Source organism: Wolbachia endosymbiont (group B) of Hofmannophila pseudospretella, from assembly GCF_964028515.1.
Classification (GTDB): Bacteria; Pseudomonadota; Alphaproteobacteria; order Rickettsiales; family Anaplasmataceae; genus Wolbachia.
The window spans coordinates 797,977-820,763 of the sequence record NZ_OZ034788.1 but is presented as its reverse complement, the minus strand read 5'-3'; the positions used below and the strand labels follow the sequence as shown (position 1 = coordinate 820,763).

Sequence of the window (22,787 nt, the reverse complement as noted above, 5' to 3'; positions counted from 1 at the left end):
TTACGCTGTTTACTTAGAAAGCATCCTGACAGCATAAACATCGCTAAAACGAGAAATAATAATTGCCTAAACATAACAAGACTTTTTTTATTTATATTAATACATTCATTTCTCTCATTTGTAAAGTTAGGCATATTCTTTTACCCTTATCTCTTTTTTTACTTTTTTGGAAGAAGTGACTGCACTATTTAAGCGTAGTTTTATATAATTATCTATAATTTGAGCTACTTCCTCTTCTTTATCCCTTAAAAAGTGGTTGGTATCGTCTACTATATGGTATTCCATATGGTTATTTTTTACCGAATTTATTAACCTTTGTGCTAATTCTGTTACATCGCTTTCTTCTGAAATTGTATCATTATTACTTTGTATTATAAGTCCAGGAACTGGGCAAGGAGAGAGAAAAGAGAAATCGTACTTAGTTGCTGGAAGAGAAAGGGCAACAAAACTTACTATCTCTGGACGGCGCATTGTCAACTGCATAGCTACCCATGCTCCAAAAGAAAAACCGACTATCCAAATTGGAACGTTGTTAGAGTTATGCTCCTGAAGCCAATCAATAGCTACTGCAGCATCAGTTAATTCTCCTATACCCTTATCAAAAGTTCCGGTAGATTTTCCGACGCCACGAAAATTAATTGTCAATGCAGAAAAGTTATTATCGATAAAAGATTCATATATACTATGTATAATCTTACTATCCATACTACCACCATATTGGGGATGGTGATGTAAAATTAGCACAACCGGTGCATTGGCCTCTTTGCTTTGATGGTATCTACCTTCTATCTTTTTTGTTGAATTATTTAAAAAGACTTCTACCATGATGACTCCTAATAAAAACCTGTTTTGACAGGGATTGATAATGTAAATTGTTTATTAATTATGTATTAATTTCGCTGTTTTTGCAATAAATTTTTATCGTGTTAAAGTTAACATACATAATTGGTTGATGGTAAGTGAAAAATAAGCCTGTGAGTTTATTCTCTCTGGAAGATAGTAATTGTGTGTATGCCGATTATAATGCAACTGCTCCAGTGAGTAAAAATGTAAAAAAAAGTATACTTGAGATTTTGTCAAAACAAACACTAAATCCATCATCGCTGCATAAAAGAGGACAAGAAGCGAGGAAGATTCTTAAAGAGGTAAGAGATAACGTACGTGATGCTCTTGACGTTCCAAATGATAAAGAAATAGTTTTTACGTCTGGTGCAACTGAAGCAAACAACCTCGTCATGAGAGGAATGAAAGGCTATCTGCATGTAATTTCAGCTACAGAGCATCCTTCAATTCTTAATTCTGCATATAATCCACATATAATACCCGTTAATCAAGAGGGTATTGTTGACTTTTTAGAGCTAGAAAAAATTCTAAGCAAACTTGAAGGGAATAAAGTAATAATTTCAGTGATGATGGCTAATAACGAAACTGGAGTTATCCAGCCTGTTAAGGAAATAGCTAAAATGGCACATAAATTCGGGGCAATCTGTCACACTGACGCTGCTCAAAGTGTTGGGAAAATCGAATTAAATATGAAAGATTTAGAAGTGGATTTACTTACTTTATCTGCTCACAAATTTGGTGGTATAGCAGGTAGTGGAGTTTTAATATTTGACAAAAAGCTTGTAATAGAACCTACTATAATAGGTGGTGGGCAAGAAAAAGGATTGCGTGGTGGTACAGAAAATATTGTTGCAATAGTAGGTCTTTCTGCTGCATTGCAAAACATTCCAAACCTTCTATCAAAAATGGATGAAGTAGAGAAGCTGCGTGATCAATTGGAGTGTGAGTTATTAAGTCTTGTCAGTGATATCAAGATCTTTGGCAAAAATTCTAAAAGATTGCCAAATACAAGTTTCATTTATATGCCGAGAGTGAAGAATGATCTGCAGCTCATGCACTTTGACTTAAATAATATTGCAGTCAGCAATGGTTCTGCATGTTCTTCTGGAAAAGTTGGGCCTTCTCATGTTTTGCTTGCAATGGGAGCAACAAAAGAGCAAGCAGAATGTTCAATTAGAATCAGTATAGGTCCAGAGGTTAAACCGCGAGACATAGAAAAAATAGTGGATTGTTGGTATAGTGTCTATAAGAAGAATGCTTTAGTAAATGCAAAAACTACTTTCACCATTCCCCTTAAATCATGATAGAGGGGATGGTGAAAGTAGTTTCTATTGTCAGAGGTTGTTATAATAGTTACATGCTGCTGAAAACCGATTTGCTTATAGTTATGGAAGAAATTCTCTAATTGCATACCACACCATTCAATTGTAGTATGTCATTTTATACTTGATAAAAACGCTGTATTGTATTATAATATATCATCAAGAGATAATAAGGAGTTACATATGTCTTATATGAAAAACGAACAGGATATTCGCTCTCAGGGCGTTTATTATAGCGCTGGACTCAGGAGTTACCTAACTAAAGTATACAATTATATGGCTTTAGCTTTAAGTGTTACAGGGCTTGTTGCGTTTTTAACAGTATTTTCTGGTCTTTTCCAGGTGATTTATTCCAATCCTGTTCTATCGCTTGTGGTAATGCTATCTCCAGTTGCATTGGTGTTTTATATGTCTTTTAGGCTTCAACACCTAAGTGCTCAGTCAACACTTACTGTATTTTTTCTATTCTCAGTTTTAATGGGAATTTCTTTATCTCATATCTTTATAATTTATACTGCAGAAAATATAGCGAGAGCATTTTTCATTACATCGATCATGTTTGGTTCTATGGCTTTATATGGTAATACTACAAAAAAAGATCTGACCAGTATGGGTTCTTTTTTGATTATGGGAATCTGGGGATTAATCATTGCATCTATAGTTAATCTGTTCCTTGGGAGTAGTCCACTCTATTTTGCAATATCATTTGTGTCAGTAATAGTGTTTACTTTAATGACCGCATACGATGCTCAGAGAATCAAAGATGTTTATTATAGGTATAATTATGGCTCAGAGGTTGCAACTACTAAGCTGGCAGTACTTGGTGCAACTAATCTTTACTTTGACTTCATCAATATATTCCTCAATTTACTCAGGTTACTTAATTTATTCAACAATAAGGATTAGATGATTTCCTTTTTAAGGGGAAACAATAAAAATTCTATAGTTTTTCTCCTAGGATCTTTAGTGGTATTGATGCTATCTCTTGCATATGCTTCGGTGCCATTGTATAGCATCTTTTGCAAAGCTACTGGATATGGTGGCACAACGAGAAAAGCAACTAATACGACAATAAATCCAACTGACCAAAAAATCAGGGTTTACTTCAATGCTGATGTAATGTCCGGTCTGCCTTGGGAATTTAAATCAGAAACTAACTACATTGATACGAATATAGGGCAAAAAAGTTTAGTATTTTATTATGCAGAAAATTTATCTGATCAATCTTCATTTGGAATGGCAGTATATAATGTCACACCTTTTAAAGCAGGTAAATATTTCAATAAAGTTGCATGCTTCTGTTTTGAAGAGCAAATGTTGCTACCAAAACAAAAAGCAGCTATGCCTGTATCCTTTTACGTAGACCCTGAAATAATGCGTGACAATAGTACAAAAGATTTAAGTGAAATAACACTATCATATACGTTTTTTAAGCTTAAATAACAAACCTTTTCCTATTGTAATCCGAACAAGGTTGTACGATACATCTATTGAATTGAGCAGGAGCTCTTATTTGCTTTTTGCACACTAAGTACTTGTATTGCGGTTTTTGGTATTGCGAATTCCCATTCTTCACTATTTGCTTTACAGGCATTCCAGTACTCAGTTAACTCTTTATTACTTTTTATAGAGTCTGGCATTTTACTGTGAGGTTTTTTTTCTAATGTATGCTCAATTAGAATTTTACAGCAATCCTTGCATTTCGTTGACTTATCTCTACCATATAATTTAGCAACATAGTCTAAAGCGGTATTTCCACCATAGTTTTCATTTGGGTTATCATTTACTCCCGCTTTTATGAGAGCTTTTAATATATCTGGAGAACGAGCCAAAACGCAGGCATGTAAATATCCTTTTTCATTTTGCACATTAGCTCCTGCTTTTATTAAAACTTGCGCTAAATTTGTTAAAGTGTATAATTTATAATTAATGGCAATAGAAAAAAGACTATCTATTGGAAAGCCATCATAATCTTTCAAGTCAAATTGGTGATTAATATCAAATCCTTTTTTTCCCCAAGAAGTATATAAATATTTACAATAATCTCTTTTTTTATCTGATTTTTGTATTCTATATTCTAACCTTTCTTTTATTTTTTTTATTACATTGTTAACATCCAAATCATTATCTTCATCCACTTTGCACAACACGTTGAATAAAACACCATAAAGCCAAATTTCTCTGTTCATGATAATTTGTGCCTCAAAACTATTAACAATACGCTCATGTAGTGTATAAACTCTAAATAACATTTTGCAAAATATTAATTGCTAGATAACATAATTAAAGTTTTTGTCTTACATTTATCATGGTTAGAGCTATACAAATTAAAAAAACTGGGGGGCCAGAAGTATTAGAATTTGTAGATAAGAGCGTAGGTGAGCCAAAAGATGAGGAAGTCTTAATACGTCATACAACTATCGGCTTAAATCGTTATGATTTAGAACATAGAAAAGGTATACGCAAAATTAAAGATTTGCCATCAGTACTTGGAGTAGAGGCAGTAGGAGTTGTTGAAAAGCTTGGTAAAAAAATTAGTGATGGATTTAAGGTTGGAGATAGAGTTGGATATTGCACAGCTCTTCCAGGGGCATATTGTGAAAAGCGCATTGTACACCAGAAATATTTGATAAAAATTCCGAATGATATACCTGATGAAGTTGCTGCTGCAGTATTGTTTAAAGGTATGACAGCTCACTATTTAGTTAATCAATCTTATAAAATCAGGCCTGGTGCTTTTGTACTAGTTCATGGAGCTAATGGTGGTTTGGGGCAAATAATATGCCAATGGGCAAAGGATAAAAAAGGTATAGTGATAGGTTCTATAAGCTCTGACGAAAAAATGAAGATAGCTTTACAAAGTGGCTGCACATACGCAATAAACTACAATGATAAAGACTTCGTTTCTAAAATCATGGAGATTACGAAAAATAGAGGAGTAGGTGCAGTGTATGACCCTATAGGTTACGCTACAAGCAAGCTCTCTTTTGAATCTTTGGGTAAGTTTGGCATATATGTTTCCTATGGGCAGATATCAGGTAATGCTCCTATTAATTTCTCTTTACTTAGTTCGCGTTCGTTATTTGCAGCTGGAACTTCGATATATCACTATAAGCATGATAAATTTACATTAGTGCTTACTGCAATGGAAATTTTTGAAATGATAAGAAAAAAACTTTTAATTGTACGAATTAATAAAAAATATAAATTTGATGAAATAATAGAGGCTCATTGTGACATGGAAAATAGAAAAGTAAGTGGGATAAATATTATCAAAGTTTCTTAAATAAATTGGTAACTTAAAATAGTTATTCATTAAGTCATATCAACAGGGATTTCACATGATTGATTCTGTCATAACCAGTAAATTCATTTGATGCAGGTGTGGAAGTTGATGATGTTTAGTTTGTGTTTCTAGTCCTAGCCATTAGTCAATTCTTTCCACCTAAGAATCATTTTATTAGCTTGCCTCAATGTTTCAATAGAAGGCAAATCTTCTGCGCTGAGTGGTAGGCGGACAGTTTTGTGTTTTATAAGCCCAATATCATGCAAGAGTGCTTTAGTAGGTATTGGGTTACTGGCGGTAAATAACGCTTCACAAGTCTGTTTCCACACATCTACCTGAGAGTTTTTACTACTCAGACATTGCTTAACATATTCATGTACTATATGTGGCCAAGTGTTAGCAGCAACAGAAACCAGACCAGCCGCACCCTTAGCAGCCATATCGGGTATCATATTATCATCTCCACAAAATACCTCAATATTTGGAGCAACTTTTTTATACTTAGTTAAAGTATCAACAGTTCCACTTGAATCTTTTATAGCCCAAAATTTTTCATGGCTGAATAAGTTGCGTACAGTTTCAGCATGAAGACTCACTCCTGCTCTTGATGGAATATTGTAAAGCATGGCTGGCACATGTGCTTTCTCAAGCAGCTTTTCAAACCATAAAATCTGCCCCATGATTCCAGGCTTTGTGTAAATGGGAGTTGTCATTAGATAGCCATGAATAGGCATACCCTTGCAAAAATCAAGCCATTCAAGAGTCTGATATAGATTCACTCCTGGCACACCAATTATAATTTTGGTGTTTAATTTTAGCTTGCATACAAATTTAACTAATGTACGCTTTTCATACTCAGAAAGTGATAAACTTTCACCGGTGCTACCGAGCAACACTACACCATTTTTAGCTTGAGCCTGCATTGCAAGCAAGCACTGCAAACTTTGGTAATCTACGCTATCTCCATTAGAATTAAAAGGAGTAACACAAGCAGTCCATAAAAATGTAGGTTTCAATTGAAGTTATTAAAATGGTATTTCATCATCGATTAGTTCGTCTTTTATATCGTTATCAAAACTTCCGTGTTTATCTTTTTGTTCTGTTTCATTTTGTTTGTATTCACTTGGCTTGTAATCAGAGTTTGACATACTGTTTCGTGAATCTAAAAGGGTAAGGGCACTATTAAAGTTGTATAGCACCACCTCTGTTGTGTACTTTTCAGTACCATTTTGGTCAGTCCATTTTCTAGTTCTCAGAGAGCCTTCAACGTACACTTTACTACCTTTCCGTGCAAAGTCTTTAACAATTTTTACTAGTCCTTCACTAAAAATTACAATATTATGCCATTCTGTCTTTTCAGAGCGAGTACCAGAAAATTTGTCAGTCCAACTTTCAGAAGTGGCTATTGAAAAACTTGCCATCTCTTTTCCATTTTGTGTAGTCCTAATTTCAGGATCTTTTCCTAAATTACCAACTAATATGACTTTATTTATAGTACCACTAGACATAATTATGCTTTAAAATAAATCTCTTTATTATCTTATGTGAGAGTATTATTGTCAAATTTAATTAGAAACGCGCTTGGAGGGATTCGAACCCACGACCTTTGCCTCCGGAGGGCAACGCTCTATCCAATTGAGCTACAAGCGCAGATGTATTAGATTATTTAATAGATAAACTGTCTAAATCAAATTTTTGTTCTGGATAAAGAGTAAACATAATACCTTCATGTCCAAAATTTACATTTTTAGAATTGCTTATCCTTTCTTTTGTTATCTTTTGGTTTACAGCCCATGAAAAAGTTACATAATTTTCAGTTACTGAGTGCACTTTTAAATCCTTAGTATTTATAAACAACTTTCCATTTACCCATATTTTCCATGTATCAGGGGAAAAGTATAAAATTGAATCTAAACTGACTACTTTACAATTGAAATTTTCTTCCTCTGTAACTCCTGAAGACTGTAAGTTAAACTTTTCCATCTCACTAACTATTCTATTAACCTGTTCTTCATCAAAAAAAATGCTTTTTATGCTACCATATTGCGATAAAGTACTCTCTGCTGCCTCTTTTATTATATCGTCTCGATCTATATAGCTTAGTTTATAATTGTTGATAAAAAAACACTCCTTCGCACGCAAATTTGCTATATCAATGAAATCATTTATTTCTTGATTTCCAACTTTTAAAATACTTTTTAAGTACTTCTTTTCTATAATCATTCCATTATTGGAATAATGACAGACCATTTCATCATTGCCTTGTCTTTCTATATATACACATAAATTTTCACTATTTAACCCTAATATTTTATGCTCAATAAAATCTTCATCACTAATATGCTGTTGGCAAGAATATTTTTTACAAATCCCTATATTTTCTACAAGATCTTCACAATTGCAATATGCACTAACATTAAAAAATAGCAGCGTAAAAATAAAAAACAACTTTATATTCATCTACTTAATATGGTATACCAATCAAAAACTATACTAGCTCTCACTATCTCTATCATATTACCACTTAAAATCTGGTTTATAGCTGCAGAATCTATATTTCTCTGCTTATTCAAGGTAAGAGATCTGATCATAACATAACCAGGAAGATTTGGAATGGACTGTAGAAATAAAAAAATATGCTTATCGCTAATTGAGCTTAAATTTAGAACCACTTCACTTCTTATTACTTTTGTACGTTCACTTTTATTGTGGAGTTCAGCCTCTTCAGGTATAGAAATTGATATTTCAGGTTCTAACATGTAGTGTTTTTTATATAGCTTGTGAAGCTCAAAATTTAAATTTGTAACATATCTGCTACTATGTAAGTTTGAAGAAGAAATTCTTTTCCATAAGTCTAGGTTTTTATTTAGAACGACTTCTTTCTTTTGAATTTCAATGATCTGTAAATTAATAGAGTGTATTTCCTCAGCTGCAGTTTGATTTTTATTATAAACCTTTTTGTTATAGAGAATAAAACACGTTGATAACCCTATTAATACAATAGATAACAATAAATAATATATGCACTGAATTGTAGCTTTTCTTTTTAGTTGAGAGATAGTCATCAATCTACATTGCCTCTCCTATTTCAACATCAATAGATAGATTTTTCTCTTTAGTAGTGGGTAAGCTAGAAATACTAATATCATGAGTACGGAAATTATCGTTTAAATTTTTCTGTAGTTTCTCGTATTGATAAGAAATGTCTTGACCAGATTGAAAATTAAACCTTAAAGTTGTGGTAATATAACTTTTTGCCTCATTATAATTCCACTCAAATAATTCAAGCTCTACATCTGGTACTTTTAGCTTTTCTACATACTTAACCTGTATGAGAGGAGAGTATTCTATTTTTGATAAAATATTATTGATATTAATAAAATCGTAAACTTCATCTATCTTTTTTACATTATAGCTTTGGCTAAGTTTTATTAGTTTGTTATTTAAAGCACTCCGCTTTGCAGATAAATTATCAGCAACATTAAAATTTGAATACAAATTTTGCAAACAAAAGGTGTTAATTACAACTAAAACCAAGAGTAGGTATAGAAAATTTTGAGGAGAATTTAAATAAAGATAATTAAATAGATAAAATTCTTTAGTTTCTTTTGTGTTAAAAATATTTATTGGCTTATTCTTAAAGCTATGGAACAAAATTGTAGTATCACAAAAGCTATCTTTTTCGCATATAGCTAATTCTGCTCCCAATAGTTTACCTAGCTCATATGGAGTCAATATGTTCACACTATTCTCTGAAAAATTTATAACTGATAAACTAGATTTAATAGCTTCTGATACTATGATGCAAAGGTCGATAGGGTCATTTTTTTCAAATCCAAACTTAGTTAAAGATTGAATTGTATTTTTCACTTCCTGATATATTTCACCAGCAATGATTCCTGGTAAATTATCATTAGTAAATGGTATTAAACGTGTAAATATCATTTTGTTCTCTTTAAGAACCACTTGTCTATAGCCACCTGTTTTAGTTGCAGCAACTATAATTTTCCAGTTACTAGGATCTTTGTGTAGAATCTTTTTTGCTATACTGACTAGTTCTATAGGAAACATTAATATTCCTTTAAAGTTAGAGCCTATTTCAACAAACACGTCCAACCAATATTCTATTAAATGATTTGCTTTTGATGAAACAAATAGATACCACCAGTTTTGATTAAATTTATTCGGCTTTTCGACCAAGAGAATAGAATTTATATCGTTATTATGAGCAAAATGCTCTACTTTTGTTTTTGCTGATAGATAAGCACTAATCCTATTTACTCTTGGGATAGACTGTAGCAAATAGTTCTGATCAGTGTGATTGAGAACCAGATATAAGGATGCTTTTTTATCTGATGAGAGACATAAAATTAAGTCAGAAACAGCTTTATTATTTTTGTCCTTAGCAAAATATCTTTTATTTAAAGTATTATTTTTAAAATATAGTAACATTGTGCCTTCTTTTCCTATAGAAAGCATAAACTTACTTTTGGGTTTTGACCCAAACATATTAACAAAGTGTATACTCATCTAGAATTAAAAAGGTAATTTATTGAAATTCATTAAACATTAGATGACAATATGACTTATATTATAAGTTTTTGATAAAATTAGTAGTAATATTAACCCTTTTGTATGGTGAAGGTTTTTTATATTTTAATGTTTCTGTGCTAGACACAACTTAACCTGACAAACGAGGATTAATTATATCTCAGCTTGATATTTTATTCTCCAACAGACTGAAAATTGAATTGAGCTAAAGACTTGATTTGACGCACTTTGTTGCACATTACCATTTAGTATACTTGAACTGAACATTTTCAGTGAATCCATCTGGCATGACTGAAACTTTTGTATTCATATTTATTTTTAAGTAATTTACTAGCTCATCAACTAATATATCAGGAGCAGAAGCACCTGCAGTAATTCCTATTTTTTCTGCGCCCTGCAACCAATTTTTGTTCATACATTTATAATTATCAATCAAATAGGCTCTTTTTCCTCTGGAAATACACAGGTCTAATAAACGGTTTGAATTTGAACTGTTTTTGCTTCCTACAATTAACACTACGTCTGTAATTTTAGCCAATTTTTTAACAGCGTTCTGCCTATTTTGTGTTGCATAGCATATATCTTTTAAGTCGGGGCCTGTAATGCTTGGAAATCTGAGCTTCAGTGTAGCAATAATTTCTTTGGTATCGTCAATACTTAACGTGGTTTGTGTTACATAAGATAAATTATCTGGATCTTTGATTTGTAAATTGTATACGTCTTGCATAGTTTGCACTAGAGATATAGGATTACTTACTCTTCCCATAATTCCTTTAACTTCTGGATGATTTTCATGTCCAATTAGAATTAATTCTTTACCACTATCCTCATACCTTTTTGCCTCTTTATGTACTTTGCTAACTAATGGACATGTTGCATCAATCACTTGAACACCCTTTCTTTTTGCCTCATCCTCTATACTTTTCGACACTCCATGTGCGCTAAAGATCAATATTCCTCTATTGTCTTTAATGTCTTCTATGCTGCTTACAAAAACCACTCCTTGTTTCTTGAAATCCTCTACTATATACTTATTATGAACGATTTCGTGTAGTACATAAACTTGGCGTTCATTTTTGTATTTCTCTAAAGTGATTGCTAATATGTCTACAGCTCTTTTAACCCCTGCACAGAAACCGCGTGGCTCAGCTAAGATAATCTCCATTTTTTTTCAAATCAAGTAAGTATGTAAACATTGCTAAAAAGTAAGCTCCGCTCACTATGTTTCATATCATGACTGCTTTACTATAATTTCAAATTTATCATTACCAAGATTCTTATTAATATACCAGGAACCGTCATCTTTAATTACAAATTCAGGACCCTTGAGGTCTCTTGTTATTGTCCTTCCATTTTGGTCATCCATGGCAATATGGATATCGAATGTAGCGATGTCTAGATTTATTATAGCTTTTTTCCCACTGTATGAATTTAGACTAAACTTGCCCAACATGACATCATTAATACTCACTTCTCCTGCATAAGTATCACACTGACCATCTACACAACACTCACTTTCAATATAAAAAAGGTCTGACATATTTACATCTATAAAAAAAAGAACTAAACTTACATACTAAATATAGCTTACTGTTAATAAGCAATTACAGATTACTTTGGCTACAACAATAATGCAACTGAAAGTATAACATAATTAATTGTATAAGAAACTACACTTTAGAGAAATGGTTGTTTGGTTTTTTTATTAATTTTTTTCACCATACTGTCAATCATGTGTTTTATTCCTTGATATACAGAGTGTGTACTTTCATCACTACGCATATAAGCAGAGCAGGAAAATATATTATGCTTTTCGTCTTCTATTGATAGCTTTGTATCGCATGTTATATGTTCGCCGCCGAGCTTTTCTATCAGCTGGTCTTTGTCGTCTCCTATAGTTACCTTAATCTTACTTTCTTCTTTACCCATCTTGCTACTTAAAATTAAAACAATAATGGCTGGAGATATACATATAGTTCCTATTGGCTTTTTTGCAACAAAGAACTCTGAGACTAATCTTTCAAACTCAGGCATTACTGTTTTATTTTCAGCTAAGTCAGATAAATTTTTCGCAACTCCATATCCACCAGGTACGACTAGCATGTCAAAATTTTCAGCTTTAGCTTCTCTTAAATCATTTATCTCACCTCTTGCAATTCTTGCTGCTTCTACAAGTACATTCCTTTTTTCTTTTACTGCTTCTTTTGTTTTGTGATTCATAACTTGTGTGATATCAACATTAGGAGCAAAGCACGTGACTTCAACTTCCTGCTGATCAAACACAAGCAGAGTTAAGACTGCTTCTCTCACCTCTGTGCCGTCGAGGTGGCCGCATCCTGATAAAACCACAGCAGCTCTTAATTTTTTCTCACCCATAAAATACCTTGATTTCATATAATCTAGGTATTGTAATACAAATTCCATATTTGGAAAGGAGTAATTATTTTATGTCAATTATAATATAATTAATAATTAGTATATATAATTAGGCATGTTTATAGTTGATGAAGTTGAATATGGAACCTACAAACAGTACGTTTTTTGACATTGACTACCCAGAACTAAAAAAAGCTATTTCAGATATAATAGAAAGCATTGTACAGTTCTCACAGGAAGAAAAAAGGAAGTTGTTTGAAGCCCTATCAGAACAAGTTAAAGGGATGAACCTCAAAGATTTAGGTTTAGCGATTAATGACCAAGGCTTGCAAAAGGAGGTCAACAAAGAATTATTTATAAGATTCATTGAAGAAGGGCTTAAAGGTTTAACTCCTGAAAGTGTTAACTCAAAAATAATAGAAGGTGCATTAAAATCTGTTAATCAGCAAGCAATAGGTAATGTTATAAATAATAATAAAGGTCCACTGGACAATCTAGTCAATTATTTTAAATCAGCATCTGCAAATGAAAAAATTGGAATGGCTTCTGCTGTAATGGTATTAGGAGCAGCATTTTCTCCGCTTATTGTGCTTGCCACATTAATAGCGCTTGTGGCTATTGGAGGACGTTATGTAGGAATAGGTATAGGAAAGGCAGGGGAAAAAATAAAAGAAGGTGCGATTGAAGCAGGAAAAGCAGTGAAAAGTTCATATAAGGATTTAATAGATAAATTGCCTACAATTCAAGCAAGAGAGAATAATTTTGATAGATTACGTAGTGAATTGCTTGCAGGTATTGCAGACGATAGTAAGTTAAAAGCAGGGCAAAGCATGGAAGAAGCTAAGAATCAGAACAAGATAGTAGAAATGCTTCGAAATGAAGGGCAGCAATCTGCTATACAAGAGTTAGTAAAGAATGGAACTATTGAAAATTTTTCAGAAGCTGATATGATCAGACTTCTGGAAAAGGGCCTCAGTACTCATCTAGATGATAAAAAACCATTTGATGATCTTATAGATCAATTTCAACCTGCAATTATGGCAATTGGTGAGGGTAAAATAGAGAAGGTAGAAGAAAAAGTTAATGAGAAAGCTCAGAAAATGAAGCCAAGTCCTGAAGTGAAGAACCCAAATCTTGAACAAGTGAGTGAAGAAGGGAAAGAAGTGGGTTGATACATTTGAAGAGCGTTTTAATGTATCTGTCTATCTTATTTTGCCACCCTGCTAAGCGGACACAAAAAATTACTTCCGCATATTTTAAATCTGATTATAATGACAATTATAGATATTTTTAGAGCTCAAAAATCTATCTTTGTCTGCAGACCTTTTTATTAAACTCATAAAAAAATGTAGCGTATCCTCTTCAGGGTATACTTAATTTCTGTCATATGTGCGCTGCATTTTTTTCTAATCTTTTTTACAGGGGGATTTTATGTCCAGAATTCCAGATATTTGACCTTTACTTTAGCTAATAAAAACCAACTGGTACCTGCGGTTTTTATAGCTACGTTTCTCAAACAAGTTTCAAATGAATAGATTTCTTGCATAACTGGAATTCGAAAGTTGATGTCATTCTAGCGCGTGACGCTAGAATCCAGTCCTTTTGTGCAAAAAACGTTGTAAAGTGTTTACCAACTTAGTTGGATCCCAGTGTCAGCTACTCTGATGACAAGACAGGTTTCAATATTTGCATGCATCTGAACAGATAAGCAATGACTATCAGAAAGAGGGAGACTATGCTACTCCTTTCTATCCATTTTCTTGAGCAACCTGCTTTCAAGTCTAACACACATCTCAGTAATTATAATATCCAATTTTTGATCGTGTTTTTCCACAGGTAAATTTTTACAATATTGCTTCTCATAGGCTACACCTATAAATATTTTTCCAAGTGGCCGTAATTTTTTTATCATTTCATCATACCAACCACCGCCAAAACCTAACCTATTAAAATGATCATCAAAAGCAATAACAGGAGTAATGATTGTATCGGGGATTATATCTTCATCTGCTTTATTCAATTCTTCGAATTTTAATAACTTGTTTTTATTAGGGACTGCTACTTTATAATCTAAATCGAGTAAATGATGCATCAAAGGCACAACATTAATTTCCCCGTCTGTTGGAATGTAAGCTGCTATTGTTTTACCTTTAACGCAACTTAAGTTTTTGTTAAAGAGATTAATAAGAGAATTTGCTGCATAACTAGAATAACTTTCATCAACATCTTTTCTTATGGTTCTATATTGCTTCCTTAGTTCCTCTTTGTGCTGTTTAGTGTCTTTGAACATGTTCTATCCATTTTGCAGTGAGCTTTTCTTGTAAACTATTTTGCTTCAAGCGCTCACTTAAAAAATCAAAGTCAACAAGCTCCATATCCTGGTCTTGATTACTGCAACTATAAACAAAACTTATTTCTCCTGTTTCCTTATTTATGTGTTGCTGAATACATTGAGCGCAGATTTCTTTCATCATGCACTGCATAGGAGAGTTAACTGATGATATTGCTATGTGTTTTGGTTTCAGATATGGCTTTAAAATTGTTTTTCTAGCTTCATTTATAGCTTTCATCATTTTATCAGAACCAATAGTGATGATTTTATCTATAGTGTTCAAATTAATATCTACCTTTTCTCGTTGATAAGAAACTATTGCATCAATTATATTGCCATGAAAGGATTTATCCTGTTCTCTGCTTGTTTCTATCAATCCTTCTTCACATGCCCAAATTGTCACGTTTGATGCGCGTTCTATCAGCGCTCGTTTAAATACATCACTTAATTTTTTATAGCCAGCGAAATATAAAACCTTATGATTGTTTTCAAGACAAGCTTTTCCTATCGAAAATAATACTGCATTTCCAACTCCGCCACCAATCAGCATTATATTCTTCATAAACTTTTTATAGAGTAAAAAACGAAAAATATTCTCTAGCTTCAATTAAATCGATAACTCACAGCTGCATTTTTACGCATATTATCCAATAACAGGTTGCTTTGTATAATAATCTTTTGTTGATACATTTCCTGTTTGATTGCTTCTATATTCACTGGATTACTCTTGATATCACATAACATCATTAGCTTTGCAGTGCTATTTTCTCTTAATTCTACTATTTCATTCGTACTTGTTTTACTAAATAAAATCTGTAAATCAGGATTTAAATCTCGCATTTTTATTTTAAATTCTTTTGCGCTTGGCAATTTGAAATCGTCTGCTAATTTGTCAAAATTTAGACAACTGACCTTTTGCTCCTTAAAATTAGAGAGTAAATTTTCTGAATCTTTAACCACAACTTGTTTTACTTTTAAAATACTTTCCAGCAGTGTATGATCGAGCTGTACCTTATCTATGACTTTTATAATAGAGTAACCTTCGCTTAAACTAATCGGACCTGCTACGTCATTGATTTCTAATCTTTCCAAAACGTCCTTGAGAGTACCTTTTAGCTGACTTAAATTAACGGTTGCTTTGCGCATCTTTATTGAAGATTCTGGATTATTACTGGTACGTAATTTTTTTACTAAATCTTCAGCCATTTTTTGATCAGGAATTACAAATTCCTGAAACTTAATAAGGTAATCAGGCTTCTCTTTTTGTTTTCTTATGTCATCCACTTCTTTATCGCTTATATTGATAAGCGGTACAATTCCTACTTCAATAATCTTGTTCCACAGCAGCTGACACTTTACTTGTTTTTTTAGGGTATTGAGATCTATATTATGCTTTTTTACGTATTGATCAACTTCATCAGCCTCAAGTTTTAAACTTTGAGTTAAGAATAACGTGACAGCATTATTTAACTCCTCGTTGCTCAATTCTATATTCATCTTCTGTGCTTCGCTAACAATGATGATTTCATCTATGAGCTGTCTTAGGATTTGAGGTTTTACTTTTTCACGATTAACACTCTGATTACCAGGCAATGAATTTATAAAGTTGATGCGTCTTTCGATATCTAAATTTGAAATTGGCTCACCATTTACATCTGCAACAATTTCAATCTCGGTTGCAAGTAACCTAAGCGGCAACATTATTAATAGTAAAATTAATATTTTATGCATATAAGGCTATTCAGCTAATAACCAATTCTATAATAAATACTGAGTGAATGCTAGCTAACTTTTAATAGTGAAAGAGAGAAAACCACTGCAATAAATACCTAAACAGTAATACACGGAAGGAGAGGGATTCGAACCCTCGATACGACTTTTCAATCGTATAACGGTTTAGCAAACCGCCGCCTTCAGCCGCTCGGCCACCCTTCCAAATTATTACTATAATATCAAGACCTTTACTGCCTGTCTAATGCTTTTAAACGCAATGTTAAAAACAACAATATTTTTTTAAGCAGCTCTAATGCAAATTAATTTTTACTTTTCTCAATGATTTCTTTTGCTTTTTCCACATTAGCCCATTCTCCAACTGTTACCGTTTTTCCCTTTTCTAAATCTTTATAATGAGAAAAGAAATGAGCAATTTTATCTAGTAGATTTTTAGGTAAGTCAGAATGGTTCTTTATATTGTCATAATAGCTATCAACACTGGAGATAGGTACGGCTAATATTTTTTCATCCTCTCCTTTTTCATCCTGAGTTAGTAATGCACCCACTGGACGCACCGATATCAAAACTCCAGGCGCTAAAGGAAATTGAGTGAGCACCAAAACATCCACAGGATCACCATCACCTGCACATGTATTTGGTACAAATCCATAATTGCAAGGATAAGTCATTGAAGTAGACAAAAATCTGTCAACTCGTAGTAACCCGAGCTCTTTATTAAATTCATACTTTATGGGATGAGCATTTGCACTTATTTCAATTACTACATTTATTTCATCTGAATTTATCTTTATTTTACTTAAATCCATCGATTACCTCTTTATTCAAGAGAAAAGATTATATAGCATACGCTTTAAAAGTGCTACATTTATCATCTATATGTAGAAACTCATTAATGGCTGAGTTGCATGGGACCATTTGTAAAGCTTTTAGTAGTTGTATCCTTGACCGCTGAATGTGGAGGATCTTGTAGTAGTTGAAATAAGGCATATATTACCACAATAGTCAGCACTGCAGCAATTATTAGATTAGTTTGTGGATTCATTGAGTTAAATAACTTTTGTTCCATAAGGAAATAGTCAGCAGCATATAATCCAACAGATAATATAAACATGCCTAAAGCTAATTTACAAAATGTGTTTTTATGATTTTTGTTTTTTTTGTTACTGATAGTAGAGTTTAGTCTGCATTCACTTTGCGGCACTGAGTAATACGTATTCTCAGGGTTTGTTACTAATTGTTCAAATGCATCACTATTTTGGTTTTTTAGTAGTTGCTCTAGAGTACGTTTGATATTTTTAGGATATAGAGAATCTTGACTGTCTTGCTCTCTTGCAGCTGTAAATGTCCCGTTCAATTCACTTATACCTCTATAATTAAGTGTATACTTAGTGAACCCATTTCTATGTGGTAACTCAATTTTACTTAATACGTTTATTAACTTCAAAATGTAACTGTAATACAGTGGTGTGTTGATTACTCTAGCTTTCTCATTAATATATTGATTGAGTGATAAAATATCTCTATTTCCAGTACATGTAGAAAATATACCATAACTAGAAAACAGTAATGCTATGTCTTTATCGACTTTTATATCATGTATGGAATAATAATGATTTATTACCTCTTTACATAAGCTGAATTCTTTATCAAATTCATTTGCGTAATTTATTTTTAATAACTTTTTAACATTATTAAGTACTTGTTTCTCAAAGTCATTATTATTGTTAAATAAAGTTTCACCTTTCGGATTTGCTAAAATACTAAGAAGCTTCAGTTTTTTTTGATCTTCTGTCAATTCTACTTGATCTACAATTTCTTCTAGCAATTCCCCTAGTGCGTTATAAGTGGTAGACATTCTTCCACTTTCAACTGCAGCATATATTTTATCAATTACTTCTTGAGTATCGAGCTGAGCATTTTCTGCAAGAACTCTATAAGCTTGAACATAAATTAAAAACAGTCCTTGTAAACTAAATTTTAAGTTAAAATATTTGTCTAATGGTTCTTGTTCTTCTTTATTAATGAATTTAGATAGGCCTATATGATTTCTGTGATCCATGCAGTTATGTAAGTTAGCATGTTGAAAACTGCCTTCACGAATGAATACAGCTTCCAATAAATTGCCCTTACCAACAATTCTTATTAATTTTTCAACTTCTTTAACCATTCCTCTAGCCCACAGTATAATAATTATCTTTATAGTATACAAGGTGTGGGCTAAAATAGCAATAAATTTTATTGTATGTTTACATTTTACATTAAAAAATTAAGTTACCAAGTTAAGAGCATATCCACCCTCCACCGATAACTTGTTCGCCCTTATATGCTACACAAGCTTGACCAGGGCTGATGCCAAAGTAATCGTCGTTTAAAATTACACAGGCTTTGTTCTTTTCGTCAGTTGAATATATTGTCGCTAAGCTTCCTGCATGTGATGACCTGAGCTTCACAGTTACTTCCATGCCTTCTTTTGGTTGTTCTAACCAATTTAACTCTTTGACCAATATCTTTTTTTGCATTAGCGCGTTGATTGGACCCACTACAACCTCATTATTTTCTGTATTAATTCTTACTACATAAAGAGGTTCACTTTGTGCAATGCAGAGACCTCTTCTCTGCCCCACTGTAAAATTTACTATGCCGCTGTGCTCACCTAGCACTTTTCCATGAATATCTACTATTTTACCTTTCTGTACAGATTGTGGAGCTAATTTAGCTATTGTTTTACTATAGCTTTCGGAAACAAAGCATATATCTTGACTATCTGGCTTTTCAGAGATTTGTAAGCTAAAATATTTTGCTAATTTTCTTATATCACTTTTATAGAACCCACCTAGTGGAAATCGCAAAAGCTTTAACTGCTCCTCAGTTGTAGCAAACAAAAAATAACTTTGATCTTTACTTTTATCAATACTTCTGCACAACTTTACCTCACCATTTTCTTCTAATCTTCTTACGTAATGTCCTGTTACGAGCACATCCGCACCAAGATTTTTTGTGACTTGCAATAGATCACGGAATTTTACTGTTTGGTTACATCTTACACATGGTATGGGGGTTTCCCCACGCATGTAAGTATTCGCAAAATCTTCTATTACTTCCTTTTGAAATGTTTCTTCGTAATTTAAAATATAATGAGGAAAGCCAACACTTTCAGCTACGCGTTTGGCGTCATAAATATCTTGTCCAGCGCAGCATGCGCCTTTTCTTGCATTAGCATTGCCATCAGTGCCATATAGCTGAAGAGTCACACCTATCACTTCGTACCCAAGGTTATACAGCAGTGCTGCAGCAACGGAGCTATCAACTCCCCCGGACATTGCAACAATAGCCTTAGTTTGATGCGGAGCTTTATCTTTTAATAAAGGTTCAATTTCAAATTCTTTTAGCATATAATTTATAAACACAAACCTGGTGTCAAGCACTGGAATCCAGTTTCTATTACACAATTTCATCGAAACAGCATACTTATTTGTAGTCAAGTTCCAGTGTCAAGCGCTGGGATGACATTTCCTGCTGGAAGTTGCCTTTAAATTACTTGGTGTGTGACGCTGGGATCTCATTTATATTACATAATTCCATCAAAACAATTCGATAAACTGCCTTCAAAAACAATTTAATCTTGCTTGAATAAAACATGGCCAAAATAGTCCATGTTTTCAAGTACTTTTCCGCTACCCAGGGCGACACAACAAAGTGGATCATCTGCAACACGAACTGGTAATTTTGTTGTTTCACTAATAACTTTACTCAAGTTGCGCAATAACCCACCTCCACCAGATAAAATTATTCCTCTATCAACTATATCAGAAGAAAGTTCGGGTGGAGTACTCTCCAGTGCAGTTCTAATAGCAGAAATTATCTGATGTATAGGCTCTATTAGGCTCTCTGCAACTTGATATTCTGATAAAAACATTTCTTTTGGCATACCACTCACTAAATCCCTGCCTTTAATTATCATTCCCTCTTTGTTGTTTTCAACTGGCAGACTGGCTGAACCGACATTTTTCTTAATTTTTTCAGCAGTTGTTTCACCAATCAATAACTTATGATTTTCACGAATGTATGACTTTATTGCCTCATCCATAATATCACCACCTACTCTGGCAGAACGTGAATAAACAATTCCACCTAAAGAAATAATTGCAACTTCAGTTGTACCACCTCCTATGTCAACAATCATAGAACCTTCAGGTTCGGTAACTGGAAGTCCAGCCCCAATTGCTGCAGCCATTGGTTCTTCAATTAAGAATACTTCATTTGCACCAGCACTTTCTGCTGCATCTTGTATAGCACGCCTTTCAACTGGGGTAGATCCAGATGGAACACATATGATAATACTAGGCTTATTAACAGTGAATCTTGTGTTTGCGCTGCGTATGAAATATTTTAACATTTCTTCCGCGCTTTTAAAATCAGCAATAACTCCGTCTTTCAAGGGCCTGATCGCTTCTATTTCTCCAGGTGTTTTTCCGAGCATCATCTTAGCTTTTTTGCCAAAAGCATAAGGAACGTAACTTCCTTTTTCTTTTACTCTTGCTACAACTGAGGGTTCATCAAGCACTATCCCCTGATTTTTCTGATAAACTAAAGTATTTGCAGTACCAAGATCTATAGCAATATCGCTAGCAAATAAACCTTTGAAAGTAAAAAAATTTCTGATTAAATTCTGAACAAAACTCATACACAACTCAAGAAAACCATTTATTGAGACAAATTATACTTTTCAGATAAGTAACTAGTGTAGCACTCAATATCTAAATCCCTACCTGTTACCTTTTTTAGCTGTTCCAAAAAGCCATACTTTGCACTATATACATTTTTAGAGAACCAATCGATAAGTAAACTGAAATCTCCTTTTACTATAGAATCTAAAAATTCGTAATGATTTTTCTTAATGAAAGAAAAAAACTGCACAGCAGAGATTAATGCTATGACTTTAATAGGAAAGTAGCCTATAACACCACTTATCCAATACTCATCTTGAAAATAAGTGTCTAGCTCATTTTTAGCTTTTACTGAAATCTTGTAATGCTTCATACCTTCCAACCATTTATCGTGTAGATCTTTAACTTCTAACGTACCATTTATTAGATCTTGTTCTAATTTAGTTCTTAGCATAATGTGAGCCAATAAACTAAATTCATCCGCATTCTTCAAAAAAGATGAAAGATTTACTTTATTGAAAATCAAATACAAATTTTCAACACTACTATTAATTTTGCCTTTTGTAGAAAGTTTCTCCTTTATATGTGGTTGAATGAACTCAATAAATTCTCTGGATGTTCCAATGATCCTTTCCATGAATAACCCTTGAGTTTCATACATAATATGTTTCGTAATTGAGCTCTTTATAGAATTTTGCGCTAAACATTTTTGATGAATTGCATAACCAGTATGCCGTAAAAGTAAAAATAAACCATAACAAAGGTCAGATTCATCATAATCGATAGGATCGTGATAAGAAATGGAAATCTCATTTGGTGTAACACTCATTTGCTGTAAGAATAAGGAACCAAGTTCAATCTGTCTCTGAACCGTAACTTTTTGTATATTAGTAACTTTATCCTTCTTCTGCTTTTGAGTTACTTTCTCTACATTTTCACTAAAAAATTTACCTAGCTTAGGAAATATTTCCTTTATGTTCTTTTCTGTGATATTAGAGTCATAGTCAGCAAGCAATGACTCATAGTTTGAGCGCTTTAATTGCTGCGATTTTATAGAAGCTGCTTCACGAGTAAGCTTAATTAGGTTAGTAAAGCATTCTTTCAGCTTTTCTAAGTTACTAATTTCAGAATTAGTTAGCCTCCATAAGTTTTGGCATTCAATCTTAGCTTTGGACAAAGATTTTACTAAATCAACAGGAATAGCACTGCTGCTTTTGTGTATCCCCTCTATTAACTTTAGCTGCTGAATATTCGCACTCTTTTTATTCCTAAGAGCATTCGCTAATGATTCCTTTATTGCATCATGAGAGATAATTTCATGTCTGATTTCCTCTAGAAGACAAATTTGTTCAACTTTGTCCTCTACATTCAATTGGCTTTTGCTTAGTAGTTTTAGTGTGTTTTCGATATTCCTTACCTTATGTAATACTTCCTCTAAAAACTTATAAGATCTCATTTTTATTCATTGCTTTGAAACATCTACTTAATATCGTAATAGATTAATAATAAAGTTAAAAGTATATTTGCTTAAAGTACAATAAAAAATTGTACTTTTATTCTTTTATTGTACTTCATTGCTAAGAATTGAGCATCTTATCAGAAAGTTAATTATAAGATTGTAAAGAAAACATTTAGTATTTTATTTCCCTTGACTCTATTCTAGTATAGAGTGATTA

General features: G+C 32.8%; 23 protein-coding genes and 2 tRNA genes. 5 read left to right on the top strand and 20 right to left on the bottom strand.

The window, feature by feature from the left end; genetic code table 11:
• Positions 1-126 precede the first annotated feature (126 nt).
• Positions 127-825 (bottom strand): alpha/beta hydrolase, encoded by a 699-nt coding sequence (locus ABWU24_RS03805; RefSeq protein ID WP_353274471.1) that lies wholly within the window; start codon positions 823-825, stop codon positions 127-129.
• 134 nt (positions 826-959) lie between these two features.
• Between ABWU24_RS03805 and ABWU24_RS03800 the strand changes: the two genes are divergently transcribed.
• The 3 genes from ABWU24_RS03800 (at position 960) to ABWU24_RS03790 (ending at position 3,608) form a co-directional block, all read left to right on the top strand.
• Positions 960-2,147 carry a cysteine desulfurase family protein gene (locus ABWU24_RS03800; protein WP_353274469.1) on the top strand — a complete coding sequence of 396 codons (1,188 nt, stop codon included), beginning with the start codon at positions 960-962 and terminating at the stop codon, positions 2,145-2,147.
• A gap of 201 nt (positions 2,148-2,348) precedes the next feature.
• Positions 2,349-3,071 (top strand): Bax inhibitor-1/YccA family protein, encoded by a 723-nt coding sequence (locus ABWU24_RS03795; protein ID WP_353274467.1) that lies wholly within the window; start codon positions 2,349-2,351, stop codon positions 3,069-3,071.
• Entirely contained in the window at positions 3,072-3,608 is a 537-nt protein-coding gene (locus ABWU24_RS03790; protein WP_341815589.1) for a cytochrome c oxidase assembly protein, read from the top strand.
• A 44-nt stretch (positions 3,609-3,652) separates the two neighbouring features.
• Here the strand turns inward: ABWU24_RS03790 and ABWU24_RS03785 are convergent, their stop codons facing one another.
• Positions 3,653-4,417, bottom strand: a complete 765-nt coding sequence (locus ABWU24_RS03785; RefSeq protein WP_341815588.1) for an ankyrin repeat domain-containing protein — start codon at positions 4,415-4,417, stop codon at positions 3,653-3,655.
• A gap of 56 nt (positions 4,418-4,473) precedes the next feature.
• Here ABWU24_RS03785 and ABWU24_RS03780 point away from each other — a divergent pair, with 56 nt between their 5' ends.
• A complete protein-coding gene (locus ABWU24_RS03780; protein ID WP_341815587.1) occupies positions 4,474-5,451 on the top strand; it encodes a quinone oxidoreductase family protein in 978 nt (325 codons plus the stop codon).
• A 134-nt stretch (positions 5,452-5,585) separates the two neighbouring features.
• Here ABWU24_RS03780 and dapA read toward each other — a convergent pair whose 3' ends face one another.
• From dapA to elbB, 9 genes are all read right to left on the bottom strand, one after another.
• Positions 5,586-6,467: a 4-hydroxy-tetrahydrodipicolinate synthase gene (dapA, locus tag ABWU24_RS03775; protein WP_341815586.1), complete on the bottom strand. Its 882-nt coding sequence runs from the start codon at positions 6,465-6,467 to the stop codon at positions 5,586-5,588.
• 9 nt (positions 6,468-6,476) lie between these two features.
• Positions 6,477-6,959: a single-stranded DNA-binding protein gene (ssb, locus tag ABWU24_RS03770; RefSeq protein ID WP_015588054.1), complete on the bottom strand. Its 483-nt coding sequence runs from the start codon at positions 6,957-6,959 to the stop codon at positions 6,477-6,479.
• Between the two features lie 68 nt (positions 6,960-7,027).
• Positions 7,028-7,101, bottom strand: a tRNA-Arg gene (locus tag ABWU24_RS03765).
• Positions 7,102-7,113: 12 nt separating this feature from the next.
• Positions 7,114-7,911: a hypothetical protein gene (locus ABWU24_RS03760; protein ID WP_341815585.1), complete on the bottom strand. Its 798-nt coding sequence runs from the start codon at positions 7,909-7,911 to the stop codon at positions 7,114-7,116.
• Positions 7,908-8,516 (bottom strand): hypothetical protein, encoded by a 609-nt coding sequence (locus ABWU24_RS03755; RefSeq protein ID WP_015588052.1) that lies wholly within the window; start codon positions 8,514-8,516, stop codon positions 7,908-7,910. The genes ABWU24_RS03760 and ABWU24_RS03755 overlap by 4 nt, the downstream gene beginning before the upstream one ends.
• Before the next feature lie 4 nt (positions 8,517-8,520).
• A complete protein-coding gene (locus tag ABWU24_RS03750; protein ID WP_015588051.1) occupies positions 8,521-9,981 on the bottom strand; it encodes a hypothetical protein in 1,461 nt (486 codons plus the stop codon).
• Positions 9,982-10,240: 259 nt separating this feature from the next.
• A complete protein-coding gene (gene ispH / locus ABWU24_RS03745; RefSeq protein WP_015588050.1) occupies positions 10,241-11,167 on the bottom strand; it encodes a 4-hydroxy-3-methylbut-2-enyl diphosphate reductase in 927 nt (308 codons plus the stop codon).
• 66 nt (positions 11,168-11,233) lie between these two features.
• Positions 11,234-11,542 (bottom strand): hypothetical protein, encoded by a 309-nt coding sequence (locus ABWU24_RS03740; protein WP_015588049.1) that lies wholly within the window; start codon positions 11,540-11,542, stop codon positions 11,234-11,236.
• 137 nt (positions 11,543-11,679) lie between these two features.
• On the bottom strand, positions 11,680-12,378 hold the full coding sequence (gene elbB / locus ABWU24_RS03735; RefSeq protein ID WP_341815583.1) for an isoprenoid biosynthesis glyoxalase ElbB: 699 nt from the start codon (positions 12,376-12,378) through the stop codon (positions 11,680-11,682).
• 140 nt (positions 12,379-12,518) lie between these two features.
• Here elbB and ABWU24_RS03730 point away from each other — a divergent pair, with 140 nt between their 5' ends.
• Positions 12,519-13,550, top strand: a complete 1,032-nt coding sequence (locus tag ABWU24_RS03730; protein WP_135353045.1) for a hypothetical protein — start codon at positions 12,519-12,521, stop codon at positions 13,548-13,550.
• Between the two features lie 566 nt (positions 13,551-14,116).
• Here the strand turns inward: ABWU24_RS03730 and ABWU24_RS03725 are convergent.
• The 9 genes from ABWU24_RS03725 to ABWU24_RS03685 form a co-directional block, all read right to left on the bottom strand.
• On the bottom strand, positions 14,117-14,668 hold the full coding sequence (locus ABWU24_RS03725) for a 5-formyltetrahydrofolate cyclo-ligase (protein WP_341815582.1): 552 nt from the start codon (positions 14,666-14,668) through the stop codon (positions 14,117-14,119).
• Positions 14,652-15,272, bottom strand: coding sequence for an oxidoreductase (locus tag ABWU24_RS03720; protein WP_135353046.1), 621 nt, complete (start codon positions 15,270-15,272; stop codon positions 14,652-14,654). Before ABWU24_RS03720 ends, ABWU24_RS03725 begins: the two co-directional genes overlap by 17 nt.
• Positions 15,273-15,313: 41 nt before the next feature.
• Positions 15,314-16,441 carry a SurA N-terminal domain-containing protein gene (locus ABWU24_RS03715; RefSeq protein WP_341815581.1) on the bottom strand — a complete coding sequence of 376 codons (1,128 nt, stop codon included), beginning with the start codon at positions 16,439-16,441 and terminating at the stop codon, positions 15,314-15,316.
• A 113-nt stretch (positions 16,442-16,554) separates the two neighbouring features.
• Positions 16,555-16,645, bottom strand: a tRNA-Ser gene (locus ABWU24_RS03710).
• Positions 16,646-16,743: 98 nt separating this feature from the next.
• Positions 16,744-17,250 carry an inorganic diphosphatase gene (gene ppa, locus ABWU24_RS03705; RefSeq protein WP_341815580.1) on the bottom strand — a complete coding sequence of 169 codons (507 nt, stop codon included), beginning with the start codon at positions 17,248-17,250 and terminating at the stop codon, positions 16,744-16,746.
• Positions 17,251-17,333: 83 nt separating this feature from the next.
• The gene (locus ABWU24_RS03700; protein WP_341815579.1) at positions 17,334-18,611 is read right to left on the bottom strand and encodes a hypothetical protein; all 1,278 of its coding nucleotides are present in this window, start codon (positions 18,609-18,611) and stop codon (positions 17,334-17,336) included.
• 112 nt (positions 18,612-18,723) lie between these two features.
• On the bottom strand, positions 18,724-19,836 hold the full coding sequence (mnmA, locus tag ABWU24_RS03695; RefSeq protein ID WP_341816072.1) for a tRNA 2-thiouridine(34) synthase MnmA: 1,113 nt from the start codon (positions 19,834-19,836) through the stop codon (positions 18,724-18,726).
• Positions 19,837-20,060: 224 nt separating this feature from the next.
• Positions 20,061-21,128: a rod shape-determining protein gene (locus ABWU24_RS03690; protein ID WP_015588040.1), complete on the bottom strand. Its 1,068-nt coding sequence runs from the start codon at positions 21,126-21,128 to the stop codon at positions 20,061-20,063.
• Between the two features lie 20 nt (positions 21,129-21,148).
• Entirely contained in the window at positions 21,149-22,567 is a 1,419-nt protein-coding gene (locus ABWU24_RS03685) for a carboxypeptidase (RefSeq protein WP_341815578.1), read from the bottom strand.
• Positions 22,568-22,787 lie beyond the last annotated feature (220 nt).